A 23,774-nucleotide genomic window follows, 5' to 3' on the forward strand; every position below is an offset into this window, starting at 1 on the left:
GCTAACCACATAGCGAAGCCTGACCCTGTTAACAATCTAGCTACTTTTTAAACAATGTGTCAACTGTTTTTTGGTGTTAGTTAATTGTTGACAATAATCAATAGTGTTCAATAATACACATATTCATAAAGAATTTATGTACAAAAAATGCTTAAGTTTTATTGGATGGCTAGTCCTATCGAAATAAAATGCACTTTAATTAGACACTTAAAAACACTGATGTAAATTCGAAGATTTTTAGTTCTTCATATAAGCGATAAATAGTTTACATGAACACATGTTTTACATATTCAAATCGAGAAGATGATTAGACTAAATGAGTATAAAAATCACCAACAAGTGTTTAACACTTTTAACTGACGAAATGTTGTTCAAGGAATGAAAATGACTAACCAGCAACCGAGTACTAACAAATACAAACACCGCATAAATGATTCAAAAATGTTATTTAGCGCCCTGTTATTTACACTCGTTACAATTAACTTATCAGCATGCCAGCAAGGCAATCACAGTGATTCAAGTGATGTAGACAAAACAGATCAAGCTAATGTATTAATTAAGTTGACTACCAAGGTTCGTTTTAACAATGTCACGGAAGAAATAGGTTTAACCTCCTTACCGGCTTGGAAATATGGCGGTCCAAGTGTTGCGGATATTAATAACGATGGCCGCTATGACTTAGTTTTAACCAACCATGACACTACCCCTATTCAGTTATTTCTGTCTAAGGCAGAAAATCAATTTGTTGAACAAACTGCCCCATTTCCTATAGCTGATGCCCATGGTTTGGCGCTTGGAGATTATGATCTAGATGGTGACAATGATTTGTTACTCTCATTAGGTGGTGGTAATGGTACAAAACCACAACCGCAGCGTTTACTTCGCAATGACGGAGGTAGTTTTACTGATGTAACAGTTGAGGCAGGTTTAGGTGAAATGGGTGCACGTGGTAGATCTGTTCGCTGGGTAGACATTGATCTTGATGGTGATTTAGATTTTATGCAAATTAATGCTGAACAAATGATGGGAGAAACGATTCCACGAAACATCCTTTTTGAAAATACTGGCAACGGCCAGTTTCAATATCGTTCAAGCCCAGCATTTGAACATATCGATGCAGAGCGGTTAATCATTACTGATATTAACAGCGATCATCAGGCAGATATCATTGCATTTTCTCCATACTCTCCTATGTCTATCTGGAAAGGCAATACCGACTTCAAATTTACCAATGTCACCGAACAATATCTGACTCAAGAATACCTGGCTCAACATGGCAACATTACCGATGTGACTTCAATGGCACAAGCGGATATTGATAACGATGGCGATATGGATTACTACCTTGCTAGAGGCAAAGTGTATTATCAAATAGCCAATAATGCGGTGTCTTTTGATCCTGTAAAACAACGCTTAGACTTACGTGATGAAGGTAATAAAAGCCATGATGGGATTAGTTTTAGCGCTAATGGTCCTATTCAGTTAAGTGATTTTTATCATTTTCCTAGAGGGCCCAAGAAAATCATCATCCCGTTATTTATAGGTGCTGAAAAACAATTAATAACAAATAAAGAGACTCAAATTACACGTGATAGTGCACTAGGTTTTCCTGAAATCATTGAACAAAGTGGATGGTATCTTGGCTATATTGGGAATGATGAATGGCGCCTTGAGTGGTTATTACAAGATAATTTAGCGTGGGATATTAGAGCCTCCATTACAGGAGTTAGTGCCATCGAACCTGATTGGACACCACAGGAACTTGGCGTTGATGATATTTTGTTTCGAAATGATGGCAATAAACTAACTGATGTAAGCCACCTACTGCCAAAACAAAGCCAAAATAATAATTGGGGTGTTATTACAGCAGACTTTAATAACGACACTCATAATGATTTTTTTGTATATCGATTTGGCGAGTTAACTGAGCGTATTAACGATGTCATGTTACTTAATTCAGACAAATTAAATCAACAAGGGTTTATTAGTCATGAAACTCACCAAGCCACTACATTAGGTGTAAATGCACACGGTGACATGGGTAGTGCGTTTGATAATAATCTGGATGGTTTTGTCGATATTCTGAGCGGTGATGACGACAACGGTAAGTGGTATTTATATCAAAATAAACTTGGATCAGAGCTAAATTTTAATCAGCACAGTGACCATAAAAATAATCAACATCAATACTTGCTCGCCCATATTGGTTATTCTGAATCAGGTATTGATCCTCATGGTGCTGAAGTCACTGTAGAGACAGCAACACAGATACAATTCAAGTTGATTGGTTCTAGCAGTGCAAGTCATTCTCAGAGTCTTAAAAATATTAGCCATTTCGGACTAGGAGAAAGCGATGTAATCGAAAAGATCCATGTTCGCTGGCGTGATGGAACGCAGCAAACAAGAATTAACCTAGCAGCTAATCAATTAATTAAAATCGGTAAATGATTATTAAAAGGTTTTGAGCTTTCAAGGTTAATTTACTGCCGGTTGTTACGCATTTAGATAACAATAGGTTTTATAGCGTAATCAATATTTAAGTGACAAATATAAAACCTTGGGTCTTATTGAATCCAATGTACCAGTCCAGAAAGTTATAAATGACCAAGCGTGAGAGCCTAAATCCCAATGATGTCCAAACCTGTAAACAAATGTCATAGCTGAATAAATGGTAAAAGTTGTTTGCTATTGCCAACTCTTTAAAATCGTTTTATCTAAATTCGAGGCACTCTGTTCTAAGGTATGTTGGCTGGAAACTTTTCTTATTATTAGTTTTCCCTTACTAGCGACTCTTTTACTAGCGACTCTTTAAGTAGTTAGTCCTTAATTATCGGTTTCTTAATCAGTTAGCCTTGCGAGTGGCTAAAGAGCAATCAATGACATAGAAGTGCTATGTTTTGTCGCTTGTGATAATAAACTAACATGATGTACTATTTTTAAGGAACAAAAAAAAGCCAACTGCTGGAGGGGATTCAGTTGGCTTTTGCTTAAATGTAAAACTGATTGGTGTTTTTAACTAACTGAGTATATGTGAGCCTTAATATATAGCAGGTTCACTGTGGATACTTATTTATGCTTCGTTGAAATAAACTGTCTTTTTCTCAACATATTGTTCAAGACCATATTTACCGTCTTCGCCACCTACACCGCTCATCTTCCAACCATTATGGAAACCCTGATGTTGTTCACCTAAACCTCGATTAACATATACTTCACCGACTTCCATTTCAGCAATGGCTTGATGAATATACGCAAGGTTCTTAGTATATAAATAAGCAGATAATCCATATTCACTATCATTGGTATAAACAATGGCATCATCTATGCTATGAATTTTTATGATAGGCAGTACTGGGCCAAAGGTTTCTTCATGAACGAGTATATTATCTTGCTTCACATCGACCAGCACGGTTGGCTCATACCAATTGCCACCTTCAAAACCTTTAACGCTTGCTTGCTGACCACCGGTGACTATTTTGGCCCCTTGTTCAACACTTTCCTGAACCAGCTTATGAATATTATTGATTTCAGAAGCGTTTACTTTAGGTCCCATATCTGAAGCAGGATCCATCGGATCACCGACTTTTAACGCTTTGACTTTAGGTATAAATCTCGCAATGAAAGCATCATACACATCTGCATGCACATACAAACGCTCTGCACAGGTACAAACCTGACCACAGTTTGCGAAACGTGCAATAACTGCATCATCAACTGCTTTATCTAAATCAGCATCTTCCATAACAATAAAAGGAGCTTTACCACCCAGCTCTAGCATCACTGGGGTTAAGTTTTTACCGCTAGCTTGATAAATAATTTGTCCTGCTCTCGTACTGCCCGTCATGGTGATAAGTTCGGTTATTGGACTTTCACACAAATGCTGTCCAACAATCGAACCACTACCATTAATGATGTTAAGAACCCCTGGCGGGATCCCAGCGTCATTTGCGATTCGACCTAACTCCATTGTCGCAAGCGGCGTTTCTTGAGTAGGTTTAACTACAATAGCATTACCGGTTATCAGAGCTGGGCCAATTTTACGCCCCGCTAGCGCCAGCGGAAAGTTCCAAGCAGTAATAGCAACCACAACGCCTTTAGGGACTTTATGAATATATATTTTTTCATTTTCATTATCTGAAGGCAAAATATCACCTTGCAAAGTCAATGCGTTATCACATGCGTATTCTACAAATGTCGCTGTAGCTTCAACTTCCATGCGCGCGACATCAATCAGTTTACCTTGCTCATTAACTAATAATTTAGCTAACGCTTCAGCGCTTTCTCGAATACCATGCGCAAACTTACGTAACACAACCGCGCGAGCGCGTGGCGTTTTCTTAGCCCAAGATTTTTGTGCTTGCTGAGCAATTTCTAATGCATCTTGAGCATCATCAACACAGCCTTTTGGGATCACACCAACAAGTTCACCAGTACTAGGTGAGTGAACAGAAATGGTACCGTCAGATTTTGACGCAATATATTCACCATTAATAAAGTTTACGTTATTTCTAATTTCCATTGGATTATCTCCCCATCCAACCGCCATCAACCAATAAAATTCCGCCGTTCATATAATCAGATGCTGCGGATGCAAGGAAAACTGTTGGCCCTTTAAAGTCATCAGGTGTACCCCAACGACCTTGTGGAATTCTTTCTAAAATCGATTTTGAGCGAACGGGATCATCACGTAATGCTTCAGTATTATCAGTAGCAATATAACCAGGCGCAATTGCATTAACATTAACACCTTGACCAGCCCATTCATTCGCTAGCGCTTTAGTTAATTGACCAATCGCGCCTTTACTGGCTGCATAGCCTGGTACGGTAATACCGCCTTGAAAGGTTAGTAATGATGCGGTAAATATAATCTTACCTTGTTTACGTGCAACCATTTTTTTACCAATTTCACGGCTTAAGATAAACTGAGAGTTTAAGTTTATCTCCATAATTTTATCCCAATACTCATCACGATGTTCAGCAGCAGGCTCACGTAAAATTGAGCCTGCATTATTAACTAATACATCTATAGTGTCATGTTCAGCATTCACTATTTCTACAAAGTTATATAGACTTTGACGGTCAGAAAAATCACATTGGTAAGCATAAAACTTGCGACCCGCTGCGATTACAGCCTTTTCTACATCCGAGCCTGTTTTAGCAAGTGTTGCCGATACACCTATAATATCAGCTCCGGCTTCAGCCAATGCTTCTGCCATCGCTTTGCCAATTCCACGGCTACAACCTGTTACTAAGGCAATTTTGCCTGTTAAATCAAATTTATTTAGCATTGCTATTCCCTTATTTCGCTTCACAAGACACAAGCGCTTTCATGCCTATTGGGTTGTTATCCATACTTTCAAATGCATTACTAATATTGTTAAGATCACTAACAGACGTGATAAATGGCTCAAGGTCTATTTTACCTGTAGCCACTAAGTCAATTGCCATATCAAAGTCTGCATGTTCATACACGCGAGCGCCTAGCAACTCTAGTTCCTTCCAGAAGAATTGAAACAAATCGACTTGCGGTTTTTGCGCATGAATTGCCACCATACAAATTCGGCCACGAACAGAAGCAACCTGCACCATAATATCAACTGCTGGTTGAACGCCTGATACTTCAAAAACAACATCGGCGCCCTTGCCATCGGTCCATTGCTGCACGTACTCTGCTAAGTTTTGTTCCATCGGATTTACCGTTGGTATATCGAATTTATTAGAAAAGCTACGGCGGCTTTCATTAGGTTCAGAAATCATCACTTCCGCGCCTACTGATTTAGCCACTAATGCGACTAATTGACCAATAGGTCCGCCACCAATCACCACAGCTTTTTCGCCAGCTTTTAATCTTGAACGTGAAATATCATGGCAAGCCACTGATAATGGTTCAATTAGCGCGCCTTGTTTCAAACTGACATTTTGAGGCAGTTTATGTAAAGTCCGCGATTTTACTGTCCAAGAATTTTGAAAAGCCCCCGGTGTATCAATCCCCATAAACTTAAGGTTTTGACACACATGAGTATGACCTGCAGTACATGCTGGACATTCACCGCACCAATCTAAAGGACGCACAACGACACGTTCACCTATAGCATAGCCAGTAACGTTTTTACCCAATTCAGCAATGGTGCCCGAAATTTCATGACCAATGGTATGCGGAGGATTAACTCGAGTATCCATTACGCCATGGTAAATGTGCATATCTGTACCACAAATGCCGACGTAACCAACATTCAATCTTACTTCATCGTCTGCTGGAGCAATCGGTGATGCTTCAATAATTCTAAAAGACTTATTTCCAACATATTGAGCAGCTTGCATAATATCTACCTTATGAACTCATTTTTAAATGAGGAGTTAAAAGTGCATCATCGAAAACCACGCCTGTTCCTGGAATATCAGGAGCTACAGCTTTGCCTTCGACAATTTTAAGAGGTGTTGTGGTGTATTCATCGATGGGGAATGAATGAACTTCTAAATATCCGGAATGAGGTTGTGATGCTAATAAACTCACATGTAATTCGTGCATACCGTGACTACACACAGGCAAATTATTAGCGTAAGCCATTTGAGCTACCATCAAGAAGCCCGTAATACCCCCAATGTTGGACGCATCAGGTTGTAAAAAACCTAATTTTGATTGCTGAATAGCATAAGTAAACTCATGAATTGTATGAAGGTTCTCACCCATTGCTAATGGAATATTGATCGCATCTGCAATATCAGCGTAACCTTGATAATCATCAGGAATTGTCGGTTCTTCAAACCACTTGATATCACAATGGCTGATAGCATTGGCAAAACGAATGGCCTGCTCTTTGGTCATTGAATAGTTAGCATCAACCATAAACACACGATCTTGACCAATTAACTCTCGAACAGTCTCGACGCGACGAACGTCTTCTCTATAGTCAGCTTTTCCTACTTTTATTTTCACCGCTTCGAAGCCGCGATCTAGGTAGCCCTGAATATTGGCCAGTAACTTTGTTTGATCAAAGTTGAGGTCGATACCACCAGCATAGCAATTAACTGTATTAGATGCGCCACCAGCGACTTTCCACAAGGGTAAACCTAAGTTTTTACACTTAATATCCCATAACGCAATATCCACTGCTGAAATGGCAAAGCTCAATAATCCGCCTCGACCAACGTAATGAAAGTGCCATTGCATCTCATCCCAAACAGACATAATGTCAGATGCTTCTTTTCCAATTAGTAAAGGTTTCATTTCATCGTTAAGTAATGAATAAATGGCCCTGCCACCCTTACCCCCCGTATAGGTATAGCCAACACCTTCAACGCCACTTGCAGTGGTAATACGCGTTAAAATCAATTCAAAATGAGTGTGATCTCCGTGTTTTGCATCTGATAACACTTCAGCCAAAGGTATTTGATAATACTCTACCTTTATTGATTCAATGGTATTGCTCTGTTTTGACATTTAACCACCCATAACGAATTCTAAAAACAGTTTATTGTTAACAATCTACACTGTAAAAAATAAGATGTAAAGTGATTGTTACCAGTTTTAAACAAGAGTAATTATCAAGCCTTCGTTTGAATTCAATAATAAAAGAAAGCGGTTACCCTTAGATGGTTAAAGGGTTTGGCAAACTGAAGAATTTAAGATGCCTTTTAAATCAGACAAATTAAAGTTAGAAACAAATGCTATATGGTCTAAGCTCAACCCTTTAGCAATCTGGACATTTATTCACATTAAAAAATTACCGGCATACTCAGGACTCTCGAAACCTTATTTGTTTACGATACTGATTCGGCGTCACTGAAAAGTGCTTTTTAAACAATGAAATAAAATGTGAGGGATTTGAAAAATTTAAATCGTAACTTATCTCTGTAATGGTTTTATTGGTTTGCCCTAGCCACCTTGCACTGCTATGAAGCTTATGCTGCAGTAAATACTGCGAATAATTACATTTGAAGGTACGTTTAAACATTCTTGAAAAATAGGATGCTGAGATATGACAAAGTGCAGCTGCCTCAACAAGGGTTAAATCAACTAAGTCCTGTTGTCTAAACAAATTTAGAATAGGAGTAAGTTTCTTATAATTTTGACTCATTACAATTTTGTTTTTTGGATTTTCAGTTACAGGTTTACCGTTCGCAACTAACGAAATAATAATCAGTTTTAACAATGTCGCACTTTTCAAACTATGGGGATCTTCATTATAACTTTGTTGCAGCCACTGGACTTGTAGCTGTATTTCTTGCCACTGATTTTCATTCAAACGTAAATGCATACCGTGTCTGAGGATGGCTTCTTGCTGATATAAATCGTTATTAAGTAAAAACTCCGGCAAAATTTGGATGATATGCCAAGATTTAGCCTTGTTAGTAAGTTGATAGTGATGCGTATCCAAAGCAGGAGTAAAAATAATATCTTTATTTTCAAGTTCAGATTGACCTTGAGAATGAAAGTAATGCCCTTCTATATCTTCAAAAATAATAAATTCGTGTACTTGATGAAAATGCATTAAGCATGTGTACTGCTCATTAGGCTGAAAACTGACTTGATGAACTTCAAATTGGTAACCAGGCTTTATTGCAAAGGCTTCACAATAAACCTGTTCTTTATTATTACTACTATCAAAAGTCCTTTTACCGTTACTGCTACTGCTACTGTTACTTTGCAGCAAATCTGTTTTAGCTTTGTTCGCAATGCTACTAATATTTTCATTTCGAATAGTTAACTCTTCTATTCGATTTTTATGCTTTGAACGCACACTGTTCACTTCTTTTAAAGAATCCAATTTCCCCATTATGAATGACATTATTGCTTCCTTACCTTTAGTGTTAATTGTTGCGTTAACGCTCAACTGATTTAGAAAGAACATTGATGTGATAAATCACAAATAGCAGTGCAAATATTTAACAGTTTAATTAATCACAATAACCTAACATTGTTAACAATTGAATATATTTAATGTTTTAACTCAATTTTCAATCAATTTTTCAAGGATAAACAATGTCAGTAAACGTTAAATCAACACCTTCTAAGCACCAGGTTACCGATCCACATGGCATAGTTATTGGCCAAGGAGATTTCCAATATCGAGTTAATATGCATTGGAATCAAATCAGCTCAAACCAATTACCTGTAGAGAATTGTCATGACCTTGCTTTTGACTCTCAAGGTCGAATTATTATGGTGAGTGATCATCCGCAAAATAATATTATTATTTACAACAAAGACGGTAAGCTTATCGATGCTTGGGGGGGGCAATTTCCAGGCGCTCACTCTGTAAAAGTTAATCATGAAAATGGAGAGGATTTTTTATACGTTGTCGATTGTGGTTGGGTGATTAATCGTCTTTGGACACCAAGTAATGGCTTAGATCGAGTCGTTCCTCAAGCAGGATTCATTGCAAAACTCACGCTTACAGGTCAATTGATATTCACTATCAGTCATCCTCAAACCATCGGTGTTTATCGTCCAGACCAACCATTTAGACCTACCGATATCGCCATTGCAGATAACGGCGACATATACGTGACTGATGGCTACGGTTCGGATTACGTTTTACAATACGACTGCAACGGAAAATATATCCGTCATTGGGGTGGGCATGATAATAGTGACGAACGTTTAAACTTAGCTAACACCCATGGTATTGGTATCGACAAGCGCCAATCTGTTAAAAATGTTTCTTCTGATAAGTCACAGCATCTCATCATTAGCTCTCGTGCTGACAATACATTAAAACAATATTCTTTAACTGGCGACTACCTCGACACCATTGATGTTGCAGGTGCTTATATAGGTGGACCCGTTTTTCATGGCGATCATTTTTTTGCGCCTGTGTGCTGGTCGCACATTGATGGCCATAATGCTGATAATTCTGGTTTCATTAGTGTTTTTGATATTAATAATAAAGTCATATCAAATTTGGGTGGAACAGCGCCTGAATATATTGATAACGTTTTACAGCCTATGCAAACCACTTGGGATGTATTTAAGCACTGTCATGGACTATGTATCGATAATGACGAAAATATTTATGTTGGCCAATGGAATGCACAGCAAACCTATCCAATACAGCTAATTAGAATATAACCTTTTCATTGTAAAACCGGCTTTTGGCAATAATAGAAGCCATGTTCAATATATAAGAACCGAGAACTATTTAAGTTTACTGGCAAGTACTTGTCATAAGCTATCAACATAGTTAAATGGCATAATGAATGAAACGTTAATTGCTGCTAGCAGCCTAATTGTTTGGTAATTTGGGCTGCTGTATTCATAACAAGGTGTTTAATTTTCTCAGTGCTATATTTTGCGCCTAATTGTGTATTTAGTGAAGATACAGAGAGTGCAGCAACCACTGACCCTAGTGGTTTTCCAATCAAGGTTGAAAAATCATATACACCTTCTGTCAGCTCACTTTTACCTGCTATGTAACTCAGTTTTTGTATATTAGCAAGTTCGTTAATAAAAGCGGTTTGTTCATGTGATGCTAACTGAATAAAGCCTTGATCACGTTTTAAAATCATATCTCGTACTTCTTCATTACTGTTTGCCAATAACACTTTACCTGATGCAGTAGTGCTCGTTGGGAAAATTGAACCTTCGGTAATATTCAATGACACAGGGGTATGGCTACGAGCCTGTACAATTACCATAACCTTACTCTGATACAGCATGCTTAAATGGCATGACAACCCAATTTGGACGGCTAAGTCTTCCATATGAGGAAGCGCACATTGACGCATTTGATCTACCGGAGAAATGGAATGCGATAAATTATAGAGCTTGAGCGATATACGATAACAACCTGATTTTTCGTCTCTAATTAGATACCCTCTAGCTTCTAAGCCAATTAATATGCGATAAATTTCATTAGCGCTACGTTTTAATCCCTTAGCTATTTCTGCTTGTGATTTAGGTACTGATTGTTCGGTTAAATACTCTAAGACATCCAGCGCTTTATCCAACGCAGGTACTGCGTATTTATTTTCTTGCTGATAAACCATTACTTTTATCCATTTTAAACTTTAAACCTTTAACGCTTGAAAACGTCAAATCTAAGTCATTTCCTTGCGGTTAAACCACAAAATCATCGCCGTTTACATTCATATATGAATATCAAATTTAAATTTAAATATTATTTGTATATATTGCGTTAACTGTTCTAACATTGTCAACAATCTACATAATTAAACATAAAGACTACATAATTAAACATAAAGACAATGTCAGAGGAAAAGCATGAGCAATCAATTATTGTTAACTGATAAGCAAGTACAAGACTTTCACCGAGACGGTTACGTTATTGTGAAAGGCTATTACAACCAAGCAGAAATTAGCAAACTACAAGATACGGTATTTAATGATGAATCCTTATACCAACGTGCTTGGGATAAAAAAGATGCCACTGGCACAGTAAGCAAAGTGTGTTTATGGCAAGAGTTAGGTGACGATTTTTATAGCATGTTTTCCCGTGGTAAGCGCTTAGCCGATTCTGTGGAAAAGATCCTTGGTGAGCCGGTATTTCATACTACAACTAAAATTATGATGAAAGAGCCTTTAGTGGGTGGAGCATGGGAGTGGCATCAAGACTACGGCTATTGGGCAACCGACAATTTCCATTTATACCCTAAAATCGTTAGTTGTATGATCGCAATTAACAAAGCAACGATAGAAAACGGTTGTCTAGAAGTATTGAAAGGTTCACATCATATTGGCCGAATTGATCACAACAAAACTGGCGATCAAAAAGGTGCAAATATGACATTTGTTGAAGAAGCATTAAAACATCATGAGCTAGTAAAAGTTGAATTAGACCCTGGTGACACGCTTTTCTTCCATTGTAACTTGTTGCATAAGTCAAACCAAAACACTTCAACAGAACCACGTTGGGTGATGATACCCGCATATTGCGCCGAGTCAGCTAAACCATTTAGAGAGAACTCTTTGGTATACATGCCACTCGAAAAAGTAGAAGACAATGCCATAATAAATTGGCGAGAAACTGCATCGGCTTAAGTTGATGCTACTTACATACTGACTAGTTTACCATTTTGCACAAGTATACAATCCATACCAGCATTTTGTGCTGCTTGAAAGCCTATTTGAGTATCCTCAAACACAATACACTTGTGTGCTGGGATACTCATTTTACTGGCCGCGGTTAAGAATGTTTCTGGGTGTGGTTTGCCATTTTTAACATCCGATGACGTCACCAGTGCTGCCAAGTTAGATAAAATACCGTGTTCTGCTAACAACTCTTCTGCATGCTTCCTATCGGAACCTGTACCAACGGCTATCGGCATTTTATTTAAATAAAACTGATATATTTCATTAGTTACCTGAATGAGTGCTGGTGTCGATGTATCTTCTCGCCAGAAACTTCTTTTAGTGAATGTAACAGCCTCTGGATCATGAGACAGATTAAATTTCTCATTTAAAAGCACCGCTATTTGTTTTGTAGGTACACCACCTAAATTCCACATGTAAGCTTTGTCGAATGGAATACTGTAATGTTCACAGGTTCTTTGCCATGCTTTTGCATGTCTTGGCATGGAGTCAACTAAAGTGCCATCCATGTCAAAGATTATGCCTTGATATTTATTTAAATCCACGGCCAACTCCTGCTCTGAAGCTTATGTTAAGTAAGCTAAATTCTTACACATAGAACCAATAAATAACACAAGCTTTCCATACCGGCATACTCAAACAGCATATATTTAATACTTTTCGGCCTTATGTAGGTATTTAAAGCTCAATTTGCACAATATTATGTTGTTAACTATTTACAATGTTATTTGATAAAACCGAGATAGCACAATGAAAGTAAGTGAATTACCAGATCCGTTTGAGCAGACTCGCCTTAACGAAGGCGCTGCAATCATTGATGACCAAGATGACCCTGTCACTATGGTTTTGGGGCTAAAAGATGTTAGAAAGTGCGCCCATAACTGGAAAGTATTTCAATCTGGCGGCGAAGAAGTTGGCCGTATCGTTGTACCTTCTGAAATGGCTATTCGTGATACTCGTCAAATACCTTTTGAAGTTGACCCACCTAAACATAAAGGCTATCGCGATTTAGTTGAACCTTGGTTTAAACGTCCTTTAGAACTCGCTTATCAAGAAAAACTTAGCGATATCATTAATGATCTTGTTGATGAAGTTATCGCTAGGCCGACAGTTGAAGTAGTCACAGACTTTGCACTCAAATTACAATCACGCGCTCTTACTTTACTGCTTAACATTCCTTATGAGGAATCTGAGCTTTGGATCAGTTGGGGGACGCATGTATTTAGAAGTGATGACACTGCACTTGATGCCAGTAAAGCTAATATTTTATATGACTACATTGACACACAAATAGATAAAGCCGCGAAAAATCCAGGTGATGATTTATATTCGCTGCTGCTTAAAAGTGAAGCAAACGGTAAAAAGCTTACCAGAGAAGAAGTTAAAGGCGTGATGATTCTTACCTTTGCCGGGGGACGCGATACCATTATCAATGCTGTTACTAATACAGTTGCTTATTTAGCTGATCATCCAGAGTCATTAGTGAGATTAGATATTGAGCCTGACATTACTGGAAAAGCAGTGGAAGAGCTTGTTCGTTATTTCTCACCACTAACCCATATGGGACGCATTGCCACGGAAGATACTCAAGTATGTGAACATGCAATAAAAGCACAAAGCCGCATTTCATTATGCTGGGCTTCTGCAAACCGCGATAGTAAAGCATTTGAAAATGCCAATGAAGTGGTACTTGATCGTAAAATCAACCCACATGTCGGTTTCGGATTTAGTACCCATAACTGTTTAGGCGCAACGCATGCTAGGCAACTACTAGCCTTATTACTTAAATCATTAGCATCTAAAGTCAATTCAATTACCGTTAATAGCGCTGAAGATAATATTGAAGACTGGGATAAGTTCCAGCGGAAAATAGGTTTTCACGCTTTGAATGTCACGTTCAAGGCTAAGTAAGTTAATTGTATCTTAGGGGGAAATTATGGCGAAAATCACATTTATTACACAAGAAGACGAGCAAGTAACGTTAGAAGCAGACTCAGGCTCAGTGATGGAACTGGCCGTTCAAAATGGTATCTCTGGCATCGATGGCGACTGTGGTGGTGTATGTTCATGTGCCACCTGTCATGTTCACGTAGCTCCGGAATACCAAAGCAAGGTAGGTAAGGCCAGCGAAATAGAGCAAGACATGCTGGAATTAGACGACAATGCGAATGAACATAGCCGCTTATGCTGTCAAATTGAAATATCAGAAGATATTGATGGCGTTATTTTAACGGTAGCTGGCTAACGTTAGCCATTAACAAAAACATAGAGAACATTATGTCGTTATCTGAACATCAAACTTGCCTAATCATAGGCGCAAGCCACGGCGGCATTAGCGCTGCTTTTTCACTAAGAAAAGAGGGTTGGCTAGGTAGTATTATTTTAATTGATAGCGACCCTACACTGCCTTATCACAGACCACCGCTTTCTAAAGCCTACTTAACGGATGTAAATGCTGATCAACCGCAGGTACTTAAAGCAAAGACGGCTTATGATAAAGCTAACATTACTTTAATGTTAGGTGAAAAAGTAACACAACTGGATCCAGAGAAACAAATAGCCCTTTTGGCAAATGGTGTTTCCCTTCGCTATAACAAATTAATTATTTCTACTGGTGCACGCCCTTTTATTCCTCCTATTAAAGGATTAGATACGGCCCAAAATGTTTTTGCACTGCGCACTGCAGAAGATGTTAACCAAATTCGTACAAGGTTCAACCATACTGAACAAAAGCGAGTTGTAATCATTGGTGGTGGTTATATTGGTTTAGAAACCGCTGCCTCACTTAATAAACTAGGCGGAAAAATTTCCGTACTAGAGCGTGAGAGCCGTTTACTTGCTCGAGTTACATCGCCAGAAATGTCTGCATATTTTGAACAACTGCACTTAAACAACGGCGTTAACATTCAAACTTCTAAAAATGTGCAAGCTATAAAATATTCAAACGACGAGCAAATAGTTTGCTGTGAAGACGGCAGCAACTATCCAGCTGACATTATTCTTATTGGTGTTGGAGTTCGGGTAAACCAAGAGTTAGCTGAGCAGGCTGGTATTGATGTAGATAAAGGTCTTATAAAGGGCATCAAAGTTACAAAAACCTGTCAAACTAACCACGATGACATTTATGCAATAGGAGACTGCGCATACCACCATAATCAATATTACGATCGCTGGCTGCGTTTAGAATCAGTACAAAATGCAGTTGACCAAGGCAAAGTCGCGAGCGCAAACATTTGTGAAAAAGACAACACGTATAATGCTCTACCTTGGTTTTGGTCAGATCAATTTGATGTAAAACTTCAAATGGTTGGTTTAGCGGCTGGTTACGATAATATTGTCATTCGTAAAGAACTGTGTGAAAGACTTAGTAAAGAATTTAGTGAAAAACTCAGTGAGCAAAAGGCAGCACAAGAAAGATTTTCTGTTTGGTATTTTAAAGGTGATCGCTTGCTTGCTATTGACGCGGTAAATCACGCAAAGGCTTATGTGTTAGGCACAAAGCTTTTAAAAACACATTCGACATTAAACAAAGCTCAACTCGCCAATAGCCAAACTGATTTGTCTATTGAAGCTCTTACTCGGTAACTTTAACTATTGTATTCCATGCTGTGCAGCATTCTCTCACCCCATAAGGTTAAATAAGATGGCCTTAGTTGACTTTGGTTAGTTGACTTTGGTTAGTTGGCTTTGGTTAGTTGACTATAGCTTAGTTACGAAAATAGCTAGGTATGAAAATAGCTTAGTTATGACTCTAGCTAAGCTAAAACTAAATAGCGGGCTAGCCCTTTCATTCTGTATGATTTGGATTAAGCCTGCCATTCTCTAACTTTCCTGAGCAAGTGTTGAATTTTCCTAACCAGTGGACCAATAGCATAGAGGCAATTTAGTACATTAATCTGAATAAAAATTGAATTTAGTCACCCTACTTTTAAGAGCGGCCAATAATCCACACATTATCCAAAACATCAATAAACGACTAAAAATGAGATTTTAAATCTTCACTTCAGGCCACAACGCCATTCAGTTATTAGCCATAGGGTTAAAGCAAAACTAGTTTGGATAACCATTCGGATTTTTAGATTGCCAGCGCCAAGTATCTTTCATGATGTCTTCTAATGACTTTGTAGGCTGCCAACCTAATTGAGCTTTCGCTTTGGTTGCATCGGCCCAAAAAGCGGGTAAATCACCATCTCGACGAGGTGAGAATTCATAATCCACCTTTTGCTTTGAATATTTTTCAAAACCATGAACAATTTCAAGTACGGACAAAGGCTCACCTGTACCTAAGTTAAATGCTTCACAGCAACCACTGTGTTGTTTTATTAACCATGTAAGGGCATCTATATGACCATCGGCTAAATCCGTAACGTGAATATAGTCTCGTAAACAAGTGCCATCTTTAGTTGGGTAGTCATCGCCAAATATAGCAAGCTTTTTACGCTTTCCTACCGCAACCTGAGCAACAAATGGCATTAAATTATTCGGTATGCCATTTGGGTCTTCACCAATTTCTCCACTAATATCAGCACCTATTGGATTGAAGTACCTTAAGTTTGCTACTTTAAAATCACTGTTAGCTTTACAATAATCCATTAAAATTTGTTCTACCATGGCTTTGGTTTTACCATAGGGGCTTGAAGGATTACCTATTGGCTGACTTTCTTTATAAGGCGGCTCGTTTGCTTCACCATAAACGGTTGCCGACGAACTAAAGACTAGCTGATTAACATTAAATTTTTTCATCACAAACAACAACATCATCGTACCTTGAACGTTGTTGTAATAATATTCCAGAGGTTTTTGTACTGACTCTCCAACCGCTTTTAGACCTGCAAAATGTATGACTGCATCAATTTTATGTTTAGAAAAAACATACTCCATAGCTTCTTTATCTAGAATATCGGTCTCTATGAAGGTAACCACTTTTCCCGTTAATTTTTCAACCCGTAAAATAGATTCTTTTGAAGAATTAGACAGATTATCAACAACAACGACTTCGTAACCTTTATTAAGCAACGAAAGCAATGTATGGCTACCAATATACCCTGCTCCACCTGTTACTAGTACTTTACTCATAATTTCATCCTTGCATTAATGAGTTGTAACCACTGACACCCCTTGAACAGGCTGACTAATATATATGCTTTCTTTTAACCCTGTCTTAGCTTGATATTTTTCTTCTATGACTTGGGTGACTGAATTCACTTGTTCATCTGGTACTAAAGCGACAATGCAGCCACCAAAGCCACCGCCTGTCATACGTACACCACCTGACTCAGCTAGCACATCACCAATGATATCGACTAAAAAATCAATTTCTGGCGTAGTGATTTCAAACAAGTCACGCATTGATACATGGCTTTGTGCCATTAATTGACTAATTGATTGAATGTCATTTTCGTTAAAGGCTTTCATTGCTTCAAGCGTGCGTTGGTTTTCATATACGATATGCTCTGCCCGTTTTGCCACGGTATCATCCAATTCATGCTTTTTAAGTTCGAACAACGTAATAGGCACGTCTCTTAAATGTGATACGCCAAAGTGATTAGCAGCCACTTCACATTGCTGACGGCGGACATTGTACTCACTGTCGACCAAACCACGTTTCACATTAGAATTAACCATCATTATGGTCATCCCCTTTGGTATAGAGACATCTATCAATTTTAAGCTACGGCAGTCTATACCTAGGGCCATTTGCTCTTTACCACAAGCTGAAATTAGTTGATCCATAATGCCGCATGCACAACCGACAAAATTGTTCTCCGCCGCTTGACTTATCAAGGCATCATCTTGTTTTGAAATACCTAATTGGCAATATTGGTCAAAGGCATATGTTACCCCAACTTCTAAAGCTGCAGAGGAGCTTAAACCTGCACCTTGAGGGACATTGCCAGTAATGGCTAAGTTGCAACCTTTTAATGGATAGTTACGTTTTTGCAATTCGGCTACTACACCACGTACATAGTTTGCCCACTGCTTTCCTTTAACGTGTTCAATCGGCTCACTTAAGGAAAATTCATCCTGTTCACTTTCGTAGTCTAGTGCCACCACACTCACTTTATCATCAGCTCTAGGCGACACGGCTACAAAGGTGGCGTAATCTATCGCACATGGTAATACAAACCCATCATTGTAATCAGTGTGCTCACCAATCAAATTGACCCGTCCAGGCGCTTTAACAATAAAAGATGCCGGCTGTGAAAAGTGCTGTTCAAATCCTGATTTAACTTTTTCTACTAGACTCATGGTACTTTCCTACGAGTTGGCATTTTCTTGAATGGTGTAATGAACATCTGATAAAGCACGTAAACGTTCAGCTGCTTGCTCGGCGGTGAGATCCCGCTGCGCCTCGGCCATCATTTCATAACCCACCATGAATTTTTTAATCGTGGCTGAGCGCAATAATGGAGGGAAAAAGTGAGCATGTAATTGCCATTCACTGTGAGCTTGACCATCATAAGGTGCACCATGCCAACCCATAGAATAGGGAAATGAGCATTGGAATAAGTTATCGTACTTAGCGGTTATTCTGCGCAATATTTCAGCCAATGTAGATTTTTGTTGGCTTGATAACTCGGTCATTCTCGTCACAGGAAACTTAGGCAACACTAGTGTTTCAAAAGGCCAAGCCGCCCAATACGGAACAACGACTAGCCAATCATTATTTTCAACTACCGTTCGACTGCCGTCACTTGATTCACGTTTAGCGTAATCAAGCAACAAACAACTACCATATTCGCTTTGATAAGTGCTGAAGCTATCTTGTTTCTTTTCGACCAATGTAGGTAAATGGTTTTGCGCCCAAATTTGCCCATGGGGATGAGGATTTGAACACCCCATTACAGCCCCCTTATTTTCAAACACTTGTACCCAATGATACTTTTCAGATAGCTGAGCACATTGTGTTTGCCATGTATCGATTACGGCGCTAACTTCTTGATGAGTCAATTCAGGTAATGAACGGGCATGATCTGGTGAGAAACATATGACGCGACTTTCGCCTTGTTCTGCTTTCAAACGAAATAAAGGGTCGGATTGTTCAAAGTCAGGTGTTTGCTCATTTAATGCCGCGAAGTCATTAGTAAACACAAATGTGCCAGAATATTCAGGGTTTACTTCACCATTAACACGGGTATTCCCTTTACATAAATAGCACGACTCGTCATAACTTGGCTTTACACTGACGTCAGCTGACTCTTCTTGTCCTTGCCATGGACGTTTAGCGCGATGTGGGGATACTAATACCCACTCATTAATTAACGGGTTAAACCTGCGGTGCGGGTGTTCAGTTGGATCGAATGTCGTCATATCAATAATCTACATTTAATTGTCAACAAATAATAAAGTGAAAAATAAAAAGCTATTATCTAGCTCCCTAATTTTCGTTAATGCTTTATCTAACAGCGTTCTGGAACCTAGCCACATCTCGTATTATTTGTGCGGCGTAAATTTACAGATGTAGTTTCTTATAGCTTTCATCATATTTATGGCATAGGCCGTAATAAATACCAGATTTTTCGATTTCTATTTCTTCTGGTTGTCACAATAAAACAATGGCTTCAGATGCAAACTGCACTGTTATTTATGGTCCATTTGTAGCAAAGCAACTTGCGATTTCGCCTTCAAAGTTTCACACCACTACTTCGTGGTCACTAATTCCGCTTCAATTTCTTCAATGGTTTTGTGTTTAGTTTCCGGCAACAACTTGTATAAAAATGCAAAACCAACAACGCCACTGACAGCATAGAATAAAAAGACATCAGCAGCGCCTAAGTTATTTAATAACCAAGGAAAAAACTGTTGAACCAAATAGCTCACCATCGAACTAATAAAAGCAAAAACTGGAATAGCAACACCACGGACACCAGTTGGAAATATTTCTGAAAATAGTACCCAAAGTATTGGTCCTAAGGAGTAATGAAAAGCAACAATAAATAACATGATACCTGTCATCACAAGCGCAACATTAATGTTAGTCGCGCTTTGCATTAATACGCTTTCAACCGCTCTAAGTTCTGATTCAGATAACTGCGCCTTTAGCGCTGCTTTAAATTCAACATCGGTATCAAATGTTTTACCTGCCAACGCTTCAATACCTGCAACCTGGTGTGTCTTTTGAATTTCAACAATCTCATCAGTGGTAAGTTGATAAGTTGCTTGCTTAAAGCCAATATGACAAATATATAAACTTATACTAGCTAAAATAAGACCGGACATAAGTAGTGGTCGACGGCCTACTTTATCAATTAAGAAAATAGCTAAAATAGTAAAGGCTACGCCGACTACACCTACTACAACAGCATTTAGAAAAGCTGCATCTGTTCCTACGCCAATTTGTTCAAATACAGTTGGTGCATAAAATAATATGGCATTAATACCAGTTGTCTGCTGAACAATAGCGATAGTTAACGCAATAAATACCACTTTACGTAACTTGGTTGAGAACAAGGATTTAAAAGATGCGAAAAATGATTGGCTAGCGGGGTCTATTTCAAGACTTCGTTTAACTTGTGCGACTTCTTTTTCTGGCGATAAGTCATGATCAAATCGGGCAATAATCTCTTTTGCTTCTTCTTCTTTGCCTTTCATGATCAACCAGCGCGGGCTCTTAGGAACAGTAAATAAAAGGCCGAACCAAACAATGGCAGGGATAATTTCAATGCCTAACATCCAGCGCCATGTTTGCGTATCCAACCCCAGAGCTACAACCCAGTCCGCACCAGATTGTGACAACTGCAACATACCGTAGTTAATAAAATAAGCTGCTGAAAAACCAACAACTATACTTACTTGTACAATAGAAACTAGCTTGCCACGAATGTTTGCCGGTGCTATTTCACCTATATACATGGCAGCTACAGATAAAGAAGTAAAAGCCAACCCGCCAATAAACCTAGCAATAACTAAAGTTTCATAATTTGGTGCGAAGGTAGAAGCAATTGCGGAAAATATATAGATAAAGGAAATGCCGATTAGAGTTTTCTTACGACCTAGTTGATTGCAAACGTGACCCGTGAACATTAAAGCAAGTAAAACAGCTAAGCCTGGTGCACTTACCATAGTACCCACTTCCATATCCGATAATGAAAACTCAGCGGAAACATATTTTATCGTGCCAGAAATCAGCGCAGCATCGAGTCCTAATATAAAAGCGCCAAAGGCAACCACCATGGCACAATAATATACGCTGTGCGAATCACTATTCATAAACATCCCCGTTTTTACTTTTCTTTATTGTTGTTGTCTCTATGAGATCTCCCACCTAATTGAAGCGGTAAATCAACTTATGACAACTCTCCCTTAAGTTGCAATCATGTTACCCTATAAATGCGAAATTGTTAACAATTAAATATATACAAGCTTATTTTTATATCTGCAACTTAAACACAAAGCACTAATACCATTTAATTTCAATAAGTTAACGTGTGATTACCTTTAAGGAATTAGAATCGAACAATCATTAAGCCAACAAGATTACCAACCAAACACCTTACCTAAAAGTGGGAATGCTTCTCACGATATGATTATCAGCAATTGGCAAATTAACTTATTAACTTGACTGTACAGGGGAAAGCTATACATCAGCCATTACCATGTAAAAACTGTCATGCACTCGCAGTTAATAGCCAAGATAACATCATGATGTTTAACGACTACCCTATTAATCCTGTCGTAATTTACAATAAGGATGGCGATTAATTGATAACTGGGGGACTATTTTTCCTAGCGCTTACTCGGTGAAAGTTGCCAACAAAAACGATGAAGGTTTCCTTTATATTTTAGCTAGTGGTTTAATAGTCTATCGCTATTGGAATAGATAACTATTGGGGCTTGCGATCCACTATTTAATAAAGTCAATTCACAAGCTGATTTCATTGCCAAAACAAGGTTAGATATCAAGCTTATATTTAACTTGGGAGATCATTTGATATGGCATCTAAATGCCTAAGCTTGCTTAAGTTGGTTTAAATGATCGACCAATACAAAACATAATTCTATGTACTGAACAGCTTCTACTTTGCCAACTTCATACCCTTTTGCATGGGCAACTTTATTTCGAAGAACACGTAGTTCGCTGAATAATTTTGCTTTTTTGGTATCAATGATTTGTTCAGTGACTAGCGTCTCTTCAATGTCTTTATAGCGTGTATTAGAATCTAAAATGACATTCGGTAGTTTGGTGCTGATAAGGTTTTCTGCGGCTTTATCTACTTCACTCCAAGCTTGTAAAATTGACGAGCTAGGTAAATTGTCGACTGATGCGATTAAAACAGATTTCTTGTCAATTTCCAGTTCAGGAAATGCTCCTTCGGCTTTTTTAGATACCGCTTTTAAATCTTGGCCAAATTCCACTTCAAAATCTTTGAATTTAAACTTTTTGGCTAATGGAATTAACGCTGACAATGGCTTTTGAAGTGTGACGACACTAAAAATAAAAACTAGCGGCCAAGCGAGCTTATCTAATAACTCAATAAAAAATTGCATTCCATTCATTTACTGACAAATCCTTTGTTCAAAGTATCTAAATTAAGTTGTTACATTTTTTGTCTTTCTTCTACACACTCGTATGAACCCATTTCAAACTCACGACACACCCATGGTCGATTCTCATAAATCGTACACATTAGGGTTTCTCTATCAACAGCAATACACCAACCATCGTCTAGGCGTTTCATCACTTCACCGCCCCATTGATCTTCACCGATATACTCTATGGGTACGCCCGTCTCTGAGATTAAAATCACTTCTAATTTACAACAACACGCTTTACAACCAGTACAGGTTATATTGGGATCGATATCTGTACTATCTATACTTAAAATTTCAGTGATTTCTATTTTCATATCAGCCGTTGCTGTAGCGTATAGCTGTATTTTAAACAAATAAGCTAAGTGTGTTATCTAGGGCAGATGATACCTTAGCCCCGTACTTATACATAACTTAATGACTGAATAGCGTGAAATTTGCAGAATTAATTAACCAATAAATTAATAAGTCAGTGACTTAACCTCATCTATTGTTAAATATCGCCATGTTCCAGTAGGAATATCTACCGTTAAGTTTCCAATCTTTTCGCGGTGTAACTGTTTTACTTTATTCCCTACAGCAAAGAACATTCTTTTGACTTGGTGGTAGCGTCCTTCAGAAATAGTCAATAAAACTTGATGTGCAGCAGGTTCATGGCTTGGATCTGTTTCAATGTGTTCAAGCTTAGCGGGTAACGTGGGTTTAGATTCCCCCTGTAACAGCAAGCCTTCAGCAAATCTTTCAGCTACGCCTAGTATTAAGGCTTTTGCTAATGTGACTCGATATGTTTTCTCACATTGCATTTCTGGTCTCATGATATTAAAAGACCAGCGCCCATCATCAGTGATAAGCACTAAACCTGTTGTGTCGGCGTCTAATCGGCCAGCAATATGAAGCTCATCCTTATTCTCAATTTCAAGATAATGTAAAATCGAAGGATAATCTCCATCTACATTTGAGCATATTGTATCTACCGGCTTATTAAACATTAAATACCTAAAAGGCCTTGGGACTAACTGCTTACCTTGATATTCAATATAATTATTTTCATGCACTTGGTAACGAACATCTGTTATGACTTGTTGATTAACAGTGACTTCACCAGATTCAATACAAGTGGTTACTTGTTGCTTCGTTAATCGAGTGCTGCGCATTACAAATTTGTCTAATCTCATTTATTTATCTAATCACT

At 38.3% G+C, this 23,774-nt stretch carries 20 protein-coding genes; 6 read left to right on the forward strand and 14 right to left on the reverse strand.

The features are described from left to right. The first annotated feature begins 384 nt into the window (after nt 1–384). Nucleotides 385–2,448, forward strand: a complete 2,064-nt coding sequence (locus Q4600_RS13025) for a CRTAC1 family protein (RefSeq protein WP_303516770.1) — start codon at nt 385–387, stop codon at nt 2,446–2,448. Between the two features lie 622 nt (nt 2,449–3,070). On the opposite strand, the gene aldA is transcribed toward Q4600_RS13025, so the two are convergent. The 5 genes from aldA to Q4600_RS13050 all read right to left on the reverse strand — a co-directional run bounded on the left by aldA (nt 3,071) and on the right by Q4600_RS13050 (nt 8,852). Continuing rightward, nucleotides 3,071–4,519, reverse strand: coding sequence for an aldehyde dehydrogenase (aldA, locus tag Q4600_RS13030; RefSeq protein WP_303516772.1), 1,449 nt, complete (start codon nt 4,517–4,519; stop codon nt 3,071–3,073). 4 nt (nt 4,520–4,523) lie between these two features. Then, a complete protein-coding gene (locus tag Q4600_RS13035; RefSeq protein WP_303516774.1) occupies nt 4,524–5,288 on the reverse strand; it encodes an SDR family NAD(P)-dependent oxidoreductase in 765 nt (254 codons plus the stop codon). A 10-nt stretch (nt 5,289–5,298) separates the two neighbouring features. Next, nucleotides 5,299–6,321 carry a zinc-binding dehydrogenase gene (locus Q4600_RS13040; protein WP_303516776.1) on the reverse strand — a complete coding sequence of 341 codons (1,023 nt, stop codon included), beginning with the start codon at nt 6,319–6,321 and terminating at the stop codon, nt 5,299–5,301. Nucleotides 6,322–6,331: 10 nt separating this feature from the next. Beyond that, complete coding sequence (locus tag Q4600_RS13045) at nt 6,332–7,441, reverse strand: mandelate racemase/muconate lactonizing enzyme family protein (RefSeq protein ID WP_303516778.1); 1,110 nt, start codon at nt 7,439–7,441, stop codon at nt 6,332–6,334. 295 nt (nt 7,442–7,736) lie between these two features. Continuing rightward, a complete protein-coding gene (locus Q4600_RS13050; protein ID WP_303516780.1) occupies nt 7,737–8,852 on the reverse strand; it encodes an AraC family transcriptional regulator in 1,116 nt (371 codons plus the stop codon). A 131-nt stretch (nt 8,853–8,983) separates the two neighbouring features. Here Q4600_RS13050 and Q4600_RS13055 point away from each other — a divergent pair, with 131 nt between their 5' ends. Next, nucleotides 8,984–10,072, forward strand: a complete 1,089-nt coding sequence (locus Q4600_RS13055; RefSeq protein ID WP_303516782.1) for a 6-bladed beta-propeller — start codon at nt 8,984–8,986, stop codon at nt 10,070–10,072. A gap of 146 nt (nt 10,073–10,218) precedes the next feature. On the opposite strand, the gene Q4600_RS13060 is transcribed toward Q4600_RS13055, so the two are convergent. Beyond that, a complete protein-coding gene (locus tag Q4600_RS13060; protein WP_303516784.1) occupies nt 10,219–10,989 on the reverse strand; it encodes an IclR family transcriptional regulator in 771 nt (256 codons plus the stop codon). Nucleotides 10,990–11,224: 235 nt separating this feature from the next. Here Q4600_RS13060 and Q4600_RS13065 point away from each other — a divergent pair, with 235 nt between their 5' ends. After that, nucleotides 11,225–12,001, forward strand: coding sequence for a phytanoyl-CoA dioxygenase family protein (locus Q4600_RS13065; RefSeq protein WP_303516786.1), 777 nt, complete (start codon nt 11,225–11,227; stop codon nt 11,999–12,001). A gap of 11 nt (nt 12,002–12,012) precedes the next feature. Here the strand turns inward: Q4600_RS13065 and Q4600_RS13070 are convergent, their stop codons facing one another. Next, nucleotides 12,013–12,597 (reverse strand): beta-phosphoglucomutase family hydrolase, encoded by a 585-nt coding sequence (locus tag Q4600_RS13070; protein WP_303516788.1) that lies wholly within the window; start codon nt 12,595–12,597, stop codon nt 12,013–12,015. Nucleotides 12,598–12,802: 205 nt separating this feature from the next. On the opposite strand from Q4600_RS13070, the gene Q4600_RS13075 reads away from it, so the two are divergent. The 3 genes from Q4600_RS13075 to Q4600_RS13085 are packed head-to-tail and all read left to right on the forward strand — an operon-like array spanning nt 12,803 to nt 15,637. Continuing rightward, entirely contained in the window at nt 12,803–13,963 is a 1,161-nt protein-coding gene (locus Q4600_RS13075) for a cytochrome P450 (protein ID WP_303516790.1), read from the forward strand. Between the two features lie 25 nt (nt 13,964–13,988). After that, a complete protein-coding gene (locus Q4600_RS13080) occupies nt 13,989–14,297 on the forward strand; it encodes a 2Fe-2S iron-sulfur cluster-binding protein (protein WP_303516792.1) in 309 nt (102 codons plus the stop codon). Nucleotides 14,298–14,329: 32 nt separating this feature from the next. Next, nucleotides 14,330–15,637: an NAD(P)/FAD-dependent oxidoreductase gene (locus Q4600_RS13085; RefSeq protein WP_303516793.1), complete on the forward strand. Its 1,308-nt coding sequence runs from the start codon at nt 14,330–14,332 to the stop codon at nt 15,635–15,637. A gap of 465 nt (nt 15,638–16,102) precedes the next feature. Here the strand turns inward: Q4600_RS13085 and galE are convergent, their stop codons facing one another. From galE to Q4600_RS13120, 7 genes are all read right to left on the reverse strand, one after another. Then, nucleotides 16,103–17,128 carry a UDP-glucose 4-epimerase GalE gene (gene galE / locus Q4600_RS13090; RefSeq protein WP_303516795.1) on the reverse strand — a complete coding sequence of 342 codons (1,026 nt, stop codon included), beginning with the start codon at nt 17,126–17,128 and terminating at the stop codon, nt 16,103–16,105. 15 nt (nt 17,129–17,143) lie between these two features. Beyond that, nucleotides 17,144–18,301 (reverse strand): galactokinase, encoded by a 1,158-nt coding sequence (galK, locus tag Q4600_RS13095; RefSeq protein WP_303516797.1) that lies wholly within the window; start codon nt 18,299–18,301, stop codon nt 17,144–17,146. Between the two features lie 9 nt (nt 18,302–18,310). Continuing rightward, the gene (locus Q4600_RS13100; RefSeq protein WP_303516799.1) at nt 18,311–19,363 is read right to left on the reverse strand and encodes a UDP-glucose--hexose-1-phosphate uridylyltransferase; all 1,053 of its coding nucleotides are present in this window, start codon (nt 19,361–19,363) and stop codon (nt 18,311–18,313) included. Nucleotides 19,364–19,693: 330 nt separating this feature from the next. Next, nucleotides 19,694–21,268 carry a sugar porter family MFS transporter gene (locus Q4600_RS13105; protein WP_303516801.1) on the reverse strand — a complete coding sequence of 525 codons (1,575 nt, stop codon included), beginning with the start codon at nt 21,266–21,268 and terminating at the stop codon, nt 19,694–19,696. 732 nt (nt 21,269–22,000) lie between these two features. Then, entirely contained in the window at nt 22,001–22,549 is a 549-nt protein-coding gene (locus Q4600_RS13110) for a hypothetical protein (protein ID WP_303516803.1), read from the reverse strand. A 41-nt stretch (nt 22,550–22,590) separates the two neighbouring features. Then, entirely contained in the window at nt 22,591–22,899 is a 309-nt protein-coding gene (locus Q4600_RS13115; protein ID WP_303516805.1) for a YkgJ family cysteine cluster protein, read from the reverse strand. A gap of 144 nt (nt 22,900–23,043) precedes the next feature. Continuing rightward, on the reverse strand, nt 23,044–23,757 hold the full coding sequence (locus tag Q4600_RS13120) for a pseudouridine synthase (protein ID WP_303516807.1): 714 nt from the start codon (nt 23,755–23,757) through the stop codon (nt 23,044–23,046). Nucleotides 23,758–23,774 lie beyond the last annotated feature (17 nt).

The organism is Shewanella sp. 2_MG-2023, from assembly GCF_030548905.1.
Lineage (GTDB): Bacteria > Pseudomonadota > Gammaproteobacteria > Enterobacterales > Shewanellaceae > Shewanella > Shewanella electrodiphila.

What these genes read in the sequence shown, in the direction of transcription:
- Q4600_RS13110 (WP_303516803.1), bottom strand. Translation starts at nt 22,549, where the DNA reads ATGAATGGAATGCAATTTTTTATTGAGTTATTAGATAAGCTCGCTTGG.
- Q4600_RS13065 (WP_303516786.1), top strand. Translation starts at nt 11,225, where the DNA reads ATGAGCAATCAATTATTGTTAACTGATAAGCAAGTACAAGACTTTCAC.
- Q4600_RS13035 (WP_303516774.1), bottom strand. Translation starts at nt 5,288, where the DNA reads ATGCTAAATAAATTTGATTTAACAGGCAAAATTGCCTTAGTAACAGGT.
- Q4600_RS13120 (WP_303516807.1), bottom strand. Translation starts at nt 23,757, where the DNA reads ATGAGATTAGACAAATTTGTAATGCGCAGCACTCGATTAACGAAGCAA.
- Q4600_RS13050 (WP_303516780.1), bottom strand. Translation starts at nt 8,852, where the DNA reads ATGTTCTTTCTAAATCAGTTGAGCGTTAACGCAACAATTAACACTAAA.
- Q4600_RS13080 (WP_303516792.1), top strand. Translation starts at nt 13,989, where the DNA reads ATGGCGAAAATCACATTTATTACACAAGAAGACGAGCAAGTAACGTTA.
- Q4600_RS13115 (WP_303516805.1), bottom strand. Translation starts at nt 22,899, where the DNA reads ATGAAAATAGAAATCACTGAAATTTTAAGTATAGATAGTACAGATATC.
- galK (WP_303516797.1), bottom strand. Translation starts at nt 18,301, where the DNA reads ATGAGTCTAGTAGAAAAAGTTAAATCAGGATTTGAACAGCACTTTTCA.
- Q4600_RS13085 (WP_303516793.1), top strand. Translation starts at nt 14,330, where the DNA reads ATGTCGTTATCTGAACATCAAACTTGCCTAATCATAGGCGCAAGCCAC.
- Q4600_RS13105 (WP_303516801.1), bottom strand. Translation starts at nt 21,268, where the DNA reads ATGTTTATGAATAGTGATTCGCACAGCGTATATTATTGTGCCATGGTG.
- Q4600_RS13040 (WP_303516776.1), bottom strand. Translation starts at nt 6,321, where the DNA reads ATGCAAGCTGCTCAATATGTTGGAAATAAGTCTTTTAGAATTATTGAA.
- galE (WP_303516795.1), bottom strand. Translation starts at nt 17,128, where the DNA reads ATGAGTAAAGTACTAGTAACAGGTGGAGCAGGGTATATTGGTAGCCAT.
- Q4600_RS13045 (WP_303516778.1), bottom strand. Translation starts at nt 7,441, where the DNA reads ATGTCAAAACAGAGCAATACCATTGAATCAATAAAGGTAGAGTATTAT.
- Q4600_RS13075 (WP_303516790.1), top strand. Translation starts at nt 12,803, where the DNA reads ATGAAAGTAAGTGAATTACCAGATCCGTTTGAGCAGACTCGCCTTAAC.
- Q4600_RS13100 (WP_303516799.1), bottom strand. Translation starts at nt 19,363, where the DNA reads ATGACGACATTCGATCCAACTGAACACCCGCACCGCAGGTTTAACCCG.
- Q4600_RS13055 (WP_303516782.1), top strand. Translation starts at nt 8,984, where the DNA reads ATGTCAGTAAACGTTAAATCAACACCTTCTAAGCACCAGGTTACCGAT.
- Q4600_RS13025 (WP_303516770.1), top strand. Translation starts at nt 385, where the DNA reads ATGACTAACCAGCAACCGAGTACTAACAAATACAAACACCGCATAAAT.
- Q4600_RS13060 (WP_303516784.1), bottom strand. Translation starts at nt 10,989, where the DNA reads ATGGTTTATCAGCAAGAAAATAAATACGCAGTACCTGCGTTGGATAAA.
- aldA (WP_303516772.1), bottom strand. Translation starts at nt 4,519, where the DNA reads ATGGAAATTAGAAATAACGTAAACTTTATTAATGGTGAATATATTGCG.